The 7,027-nt window shown below is 39.6% G+C and carries 8 protein-coding genes; 3 read left to right on the top strand and 5 right to left on the bottom strand.

The window, feature by feature from the left end; genetic code table 11:
- Positions 1 to 492: transposase (locus DW096_RS07570; RefSeq protein WP_147401831.1), on the top strand; the 492-nt coding region annotated here is incomplete at its 5' end.
- Positions 493 to 735: 243 nt separating this feature from the next.
- Here the strand turns inward: DW096_RS07570 and DW096_RS07565 are convergent.
- The 5 genes from DW096_RS07565 to DW096_RS07545 are packed head-to-tail and all read right to left on the bottom strand — an operon-like array spanning position 736 to position 4,423.
- Positions 736 to 1,056 carry a hypothetical protein gene (locus tag DW096_RS07565; protein WP_009038227.1) on the bottom strand — a complete coding sequence of 107 codons (321 nt, stop codon included), beginning with the start codon at positions 1,054 to 1,056 and terminating at the stop codon, positions 736 to 738.
- A 12-nt stretch (positions 1,057 to 1,068) separates the two neighbouring features.
- On the bottom strand, positions 1,069 to 2,334 hold the full coding sequence (locus DW096_RS07560) for a nucleotide sugar dehydrogenase (protein WP_120028686.1): 1,266 nt from the start codon (positions 2,332 to 2,334) through the stop codon (positions 1,069 to 1,071).
- 33 nt (positions 2,335 to 2,367) lie between these two features.
- The gene (locus DW096_RS07555) at positions 2,368 to 3,339 is read right to left on the bottom strand and encodes an SDR family oxidoreductase (RefSeq protein WP_009038225.1); all 972 of its coding nucleotides are present in this window, start codon (positions 3,337 to 3,339) and stop codon (positions 2,368 to 2,370) included.
- Between the two features lie 19 nt (positions 3,340 to 3,358).
- Positions 3,359 to 3,844 (bottom strand): UpxZ family transcription anti-terminator antagonist, encoded by a 486-nt coding sequence (locus DW096_RS07550; protein WP_117652577.1) that lies wholly within the window; start codon positions 3,842 to 3,844, stop codon positions 3,359 to 3,361.
- 45 nt (positions 3,845 to 3,889) lie between these two features.
- A complete protein-coding gene (locus DW096_RS07545) occupies positions 3,890 to 4,423 on the bottom strand; it encodes a UpxY family transcription antiterminator (protein ID WP_117652578.1) in 534 nt (177 codons plus the stop codon).
- Between the two features lie 1,394 nt (positions 4,424 to 5,817).
- Here DW096_RS07545 and DW096_RS07530 point away from each other — a divergent pair.
- Positions 5,818 to 6,282, top strand: a complete 465-nt coding sequence (locus DW096_RS07530) for a DUF4494 domain-containing protein (protein ID WP_005831367.1) — start codon at positions 5,818 to 5,820, stop codon at positions 6,280 to 6,282.
- Between the two features lie 79 nt (positions 6,283 to 6,361).
- The gene (locus DW096_RS07525) at positions 6,362 to 7,027 is read left to right on the top strand and encodes a YggS family pyridoxal phosphate-dependent enzyme (RefSeq protein ID WP_087333023.1); all 666 of its coding nucleotides are present in this window, start codon (positions 6,362 to 6,364) and stop codon (positions 7,025 to 7,027) included.

Raw genomic sequence — 7,027 nt, 5'->3', positions numbered from 1 at the left:
CAATGGAAACGTAGGCTGCCTAAGAATGTGCTTTCAGACGCGAGTGTACTTCTGACAGGATTCTATCCTAAACAATATTACCCAGAGCCACTTAGGCTGGTTAAATATTGGGATGAAGAACAAGAACGAGAATTTATATTCATAACCAATGCGATGCATATATCTGCGCTTCAAGTTGCTGAACTTTATAAAAATCGCTGGCAGGTAGAGCTGTTTTTCAAATGGCTCAAGCAGCACCTTAAAATCAAAAGATTTTGGGGAACTACAGAGAATGCTGTTCGAATACAGATATATGCTGCTATATGCGCTTACTGTTTGGTGGCAATCATTCAACACGATATGCAACTGAACAGAAGTACATATGAAGTGTTACAAATACTGAGCATCTCATTGACTGATAAGACTTATCTGAGAGACCTCTTTAATAAAACTAAATTTCAAAATGACAAAGAACTATTCGGACCAAATGGGCCAAGTTTGTTTAATTTTTAATTCGTCCCAATTTTAATGGGACACTAATGACTGAATATATATATATCAAATATCAAACTTTGATATATTAATTTCACTTGTCAGAAACCAAACACAGTTAAGCAAAAAGAAACTTTATATTAGATTTCATAACAAAGCATTCATCCGCAAATTCTAAAAGATTCTTTTTTTTCCTCAAAAAAAGTTTGAAGTTCCAATGCTATATAACTTTCCAACTTTCATAAAACAGGCTACAATCAATACTCAAAAAAGAACCAGAGGAACATTAACAGCCTCCAACAAATACTTCTGGGCGACCTTATCATCGAAAGTAAAGCCAGTGTTCACATCAGGAAAGACTTTCTTTCCAGCTATTTGCAATGTACACAAAAGCTGTTTAGCAAACAACGTATCTTTATAAATAGCATGATGATGATGCCACATAAAAATGTCACAATCAGTCAACTGGTCAATAATATCATATTTATAGGCATCAACCACCTTATATGGAATATGATTATCCCGACAATATTCAATCCAAGCATCCGAAAAAGAGCCTATTCTATGATGTATTGCAATTTTCATAAACAGTTGTCTTTATAACCTTCCATCAACAGCCGTCTTATCAAACACACCTTTCACATCAAACAAAATAAATGGTTCTTTTAGAAGATGATCCAACTGCAGATGGAGAAATTCTTTATGTGCCACAGCCAAAATTACAGCATCAAACTTCTCTTTCGGCAATTCATTTACAGCCTCAATGCTATACTCATTCTTCACCACTTTAGGATTAGCCCATGGATCATATACTGTGATATTCACATTATATTCTTTCAGTGAATTATAGATATCAATCACTTTCGTATTGCGAACATCCGGACAATTCTCTTTGAATGTAAAGCCAAGTATCAATATGTTAGAATTTAATACCTGGATACCTTTCTTCAGCATCAACTTCACTACTTGATTGGCTACATATTCTCCCATGCCGTCATTCATACGACGACCGGCAAGAATAATTTCCGGATTATATCCAAAGGTTTGTGCACACTGAGCCAAATAATAAGGATCAACACCTATACAATGACCACCTACCAAACCCGGCTTAAACGGCAAGAAATTCCATTTTGTACTTGCAGCTTCAAGCACATCCTGCGTGTCAATACCCATACGGGTAAATATTTTAGAAAGTTCATTAACGAAGGCAATATTAATATCGCGTTGAGAATTCTCAATAACCTTTGCAGCTTCTGCCACTTTCATCGTAGGAGCCAAATGAGTACCTGCCGTAATAACCGAGGCATATATCTCATTCACTTTCTTACCTATCTCAGGAGTAGAGCCGGAAGTTACTTTCTTAATCTTCTCCACTGTATGCAATTTGTCTCCCGGATTAATGCGTTCAGGTGAATAACCTGCAAAAAAATCAATATTAAATCTCAAACCGGACACTTTCTCTACCACCGGAATACATTCATCTTCAGTTACGCCTGGATATACCGTTGATTCGTAAACTACGATGTCCCCTTTTGAAATCACCTTACCCACGGTAGTACTTGCCCCATAAAGAGGAGTCAAGTCAGGATTGTGGTTCTTGTCTACAGGAGTAGGAACGGCCACCACATAAAAATTACAATCACGAATATCTTCAATATCAGCTGTACAAATAAATCCGTTGGCTATGGCTGACTGCAATAATTCATCCGATACTTCCAGCGTAGCATCATGCCCTTTCATTAACGCATCTACCCGTGCCTGATTCATATCAAACCCTACTGTTTTGTATTTTGTAGAGAACAAACGGGCCAAAGGAAGCCCTACATAACCGAGTCCGATTACGGCAATTTTTACTTCATTCATACCTATGAATAATTTTGTTTAGTTAATAGAAGATTAAATATTATTCCAATACCACAGCACAGCCCCTTTCAACCCTTCGCGCATATTGAATTTAGGATTATATCCCAATAATTTTTTAGCCTTATCAATGCAAGCCAATGAATGAGGAATATCTCCTAAACGGTTAGGGCCATGCAGTATTTCAATATTTGCAATTTCTGAATCGAACTCACTCAAAAATTCTTTCAAATAATCTACTAATTGATTCAGAGTTGTACGCTCACCATAAGCAGTATTATAAACTTGGTTGACTGCTTCAGGATTAGTAGTAGTCATGGCAAGCATATTCATTTGGATGACATTATCTATGTAAGTGAAATCACGGCTGTACTCACCATCCCCATTAATAATCGGACTCTCATGAGCCATCAATTTCTTTACAAATAGAGGAATAACAGCAGCATAAGCCCCAAACGGGTCTTGACGACGGCCGAAAACATTGAAATAGCGCAAGCCTATGCACTCCATACCGTATGTGCGAGCAAACACATCCGCATACAGTTCATCCACATATTTAGTAATGGCATAAGGTGACAAAGGCTTACCGATTACATCTTCCACTTTAGGTAGAGATTTGCTATCACCATAAGTAGATGAACTGGCCGCATACATAAAGCGTTTCACTCCGGCATCACGGGCAGCAACCAGCATATTCAGGAAACCACCGATATTGACTTCATTCGTCGTTAACGGATCCTTAATAGAACGTGGAACTGATCCAAGAGCAGCCTCATGTAATACATAATCCACTCCTTCCACTGCCTTTTGACAATCGGATATATTACGTATATCTCCAACTATCAGTCTAAAAGTTTGCGGATACTGATTTAATAAAGGAAGAAGATTTTCTATTTTTCCGGTAGCAAAATTGTCCAGACAGACAACGTGATAATCGTGAGCAAGCAAATGCTCACAAAGGTTGGAACCGATAAAGCCGGCTCCACCTGTTACTAAAACTGTTTGCATATATCTATATTATTCAAAATCAATCTTCAACTTCCTCAAACGGATAAGGATTCTCCTCAATATTCCTCAACTCCTTCACCAACTCCACTTGCTCTGCCGTCATGACTTCCTTACCCCAACCATCTATAATAGCATGAGCTTCCTGAAGCAAAGATTCCTCATAAACCTCGCCATACGTATAAGCCAACAAGCGGACTTTGAGCAAAGAAGCCGGAAGCCGACCCAAAACCTCACAAGCACGATTCAAGGCAGTCTGTTTCTTTTGCTCCTTATCCCCATCATCATAGATGGTAGCATTATACCCCATCAAAAGAGCCAGACATATATTCGCCTCCTCTGCAACATCGGAACTTTGAGCAGAAAAAAGAGAATCGGACTTAACAAGCACTTCCTTATTCAACCGGCAAAAAGTGTCGGAATAGACCGGATTACCGTCCATACCAAGATACATCAGCTCATGAGCTGCATGCTGAAGCTCAAGAGCACGGGAAGTTAAATCATTCATTATTATGATATATGATTAAAATATAAGATTATACTTATTTAGAAGTCACCCGATTATTTTCAGATAGGATTTGGGGACTTTGACACTTGCAGTCAAAAGGTCTTTAATGCGGATAACAACATATGTTTTATTGGCTTCGACGGCAACCTCACCTTCAATACCACTGAGTTCGCCTTTGATAACTTTTACTTTATGCCCAACAGTAAGAATTTCGCTATCAAGACTGACACCGTCAGGATTCAAATCCATTACGAACATAAAGTCCTCCATTTGCTTATCCGGTACCACTAGCATGGAATGTGTAGCAAGGTCTTTCATATAAAAAAGGGGGACATTATAGATGTTGGATATATCGCAGGCTGTCTGCTTGGTGGAATGAACAAATACCAAATTGCGGATTACCGGAACTTCGCTACGCTTACGCCGATACTTCAATTGAGAAATGACAAAGCGCGTGGGGAGATAATAGTCAAGCTCCAAATGCTCTTCCGATTTAAGTCGGTCCAAAGATTTCCGGACTGTGAATTCCTGCTTGTCACGGGTGCGAGCCGCAAACCAATATTTCTGTTGTTCAGTCACTTAGAAATTTTCTTTCGAATGAATTAGCTCAGTTCCGGGTGCGCTTCGCGGTTTGAACGAGACATTTTCCCACCCAAACCGTATTGTACACTTTTGCAATGATAATAAGCTATTAAAGAAGATATTAGACTCATAAAAGTGTCCAATAAACGTTCGTTTAATGAACGCAAAGATAAGCTGTATTTTTTGAACTAACAAAATGTTTAATAAAAATATTCCCAAAGTGATTTCTGTTTCATATTAATATATTGAATTGCAGCAGTGTACGTCTAACATTTAACATATTAAAGTTCTGTTCCTTTTTAACTTTTATGCCTCTACTTATTTTCTTAAAAATAGACGTTTATTAAACGAACGTTTAAAAAACACCTCATCATTTCCAATATATCATTCTACATTCCAACATCTTACCCTCATAAATGCATTATTGAAGTTTCGTAAATATACCTACTGATAAATGGGAATTTATCGCACAGAACGCAAGTGAAATAAAAGCCCACTTCCATAACCTATGGAGAGAGTGAAAGCCCATGGATTTCTATCTAAAACAAAAGCATTACTTTACTTTTCGCCCTTTGTTTGTCCACTGTTGCATAGGGAATTAATAACGCCTAACGGCCATGAACAGCTCTGCTAATGGCCATGAAGCAATCGTTTAACGACCATAAGCAGGGTTGTTCATGGCCGTTAGGCGTCACTAACTCCAAGGCTTTTACAGATGAAGTACGTAGCCCGCGCCTATTGCGCACAAGGTGCAAACGTATTGTACAGCAACTTAAAAGACATCAGACTCCACTATTCATAGTCGGGCAAACTCGAAAATGCAGGAAAACTACACTGACCGATTTATGTAACCCACGCGCGGTATTATGTTAAAGGATAATAAGTTACGACAAAACTCAGGCGTTTTTGGCAGGTGGAAGCAAATTTTGCTTCCACCTTTTCAAGTTGCTTCCACCGCAGGGTAAATGCCGATGGATAGGGAGATACAGGAGATGGGTGGAAGTGTGGAAGCAAAGCAGATGCAAATTTATGTTTCAGCAACACGCCTTAAGTTTTAAAAAAGATGTAGTACAAAGGCATAAAATATAATAAGTGTTACAAATACACACTTTATGCCCCGATACTCTTGCAAATGTCGAAAAAGTCCGTACCTTTGCAATGTGTTTTTCATAGTATTAGATTTAAGGTTAACAAAGGTTGGAGTACAGCGGTACTCCTTTTTTTATGCCCATACGTACCGTCCCGGTTCTCCAATAAAATTTTCACGTAAAATGCAAGGCAACTTTTTATATCCATTTAGTTTTTGGCTATCTTTGCACTGCTTTTGGTGGGCATAGGCACGCATAAAGCAGCTTAACTAACAATAAATCAATAATTAAAAACAGAAAATTATGGCAATGCATACATGGTTTGAATGTAAGATCCGTTACGAGAAAACAATGGAAAATGGAATGAACAAGAAGGTGACCGAACCGTATTTGGTGGATGCCCTCAGTTTTACGGAAGCGGAAGCACGCATCATCGAAGAGATGACGCCGTTCATTTCGGGAGAGTTCACCGTATCGGACATCAAACGTGCCAACTATAGCGAATTGTTCCCCAGCGAAGAGGAAGCTGCCGACCGCTGGTTTAAATGTAAGCTGGTCTTCATCACACTGGACGAGAAAAGCGGTGCGGAAAAGAAAACCTCTACCCAGGTATTGGTGCAGGCTGCCGACCTGCGTGATGCAGTGAAGAAACTGGATGAGGGCATGAAAGGCACAATGGCTGACTACCAGATAGCATCTGTAGCGGAAACAGCAATCATGGATGTATATCCGTACAGTGCAGAGCCTGACGACAAACCGGAAGTTTAATTTAAGTTATGAGTTATAAGTTATGAGTTATTATTGCGACCCATAACTTATAACTCATAACTCATAACTCAAAAAAAAGATGATTGCAGAGAATTTAAAACAAGTACTGAGCGAACTGCCTGAAAAGGTACGGCTGGTGGCTGTTTCCAAATTTCACCCCAACGAGGCGATAGAAGAAGCGTATCGTGCCGGCCAGCGTGTGTTCGGAGAAAGTAAGGTGCAGGAAATGACCGCCAAATACGAAAGTCTGCCCAAAGACATAGAATGGCATTTCATCGGGCATCTGCAAACAAACAAAATAAAATATATCGTTCCTTACGTAGCGCTGATTCATGGCATAGACTCCTACAAGCTGTTGGCCGAGGTGGACAAGCAGGCTGCCAAAGCCGGAAAAACCGTCAACTGCCTGCTACAGCTGCACATTGCCCGGGAAGAGACCAAGTTTGGATTCAGCTTTGACGAATGCCGGGAAATGCTGGCAGCCGGTGAATGGAGAGAGCTCAAGCATATCCGGATATGCGGATTGATGGGCATGGCCACAAATACGGACAATGACGAACAAATCAAAACAGAGTTTTGTTCTTTAAGTAGCTTCTTCAATGAAGTGAAAGCCAAGTGGTTTGCCGATGCAGAGTCATTCCGGGAACTGTCCATGGGAATGTCTCACGATTACCACGAAGCCATTGCAGCCGGGAGCACCTTGATACGTGTAGGAAGCAAGATTTTTGGAGAAAGAAACTATTAA

The sequence above is a fragment of the Bacteroides sp. AM07-18 genome, from assembly GCF_003602695.1.
GTDB classification, from domain to species: domain Bacteria; phylum Bacteroidota; class Bacteroidia; order Bacteroidales; family Bacteroidaceae; genus Bacteroides; species Bacteroides uniformis.
The sequence above is the reverse complement of the archived record's forward strand: the minus strand, read 5'-3'. Positions and strand labels throughout refer to the sequence as shown.

Coding starts and splice junctions, on each gene's coding strand:
- DW096_RS07525 (WP_087333023.1), top strand. CDS start 6,362: ATGATTGCAGAGAATTTAAAACAAGTACTGAGCGAACTGCCTGAAAAG.
- DW096_RS07560 (WP_120028686.1), bottom strand. CDS start 2,334: ATGAATGAAGTAAAAATTGCCGTAATCGGACTCGGTTATGTAGGGCTT.
- DW096_RS07550 (WP_117652577.1), bottom strand. CDS start 3,844: ATGAATGATTTAACTTCCCGTGCTCTTGAGCTTCAGCATGCAGCTCAT.
- DW096_RS07530 (WP_005831367.1), top strand. CDS start 5,818: ATGGCAATGCATACATGGTTTGAATGTAAGATCCGTTACGAGAAAACA.
- DW096_RS07555 (WP_009038225.1), bottom strand. CDS start 3,339: ATGCAAACAGTTTTAGTAACAGGTGGAGCCGGCTTTATCGGTTCCAAC.
- DW096_RS07565 (WP_009038227.1), bottom strand. CDS start 1,056: ATGAAAATTGCAATACATCATAGAATAGGCTCTTTTTCGGATGCTTGG.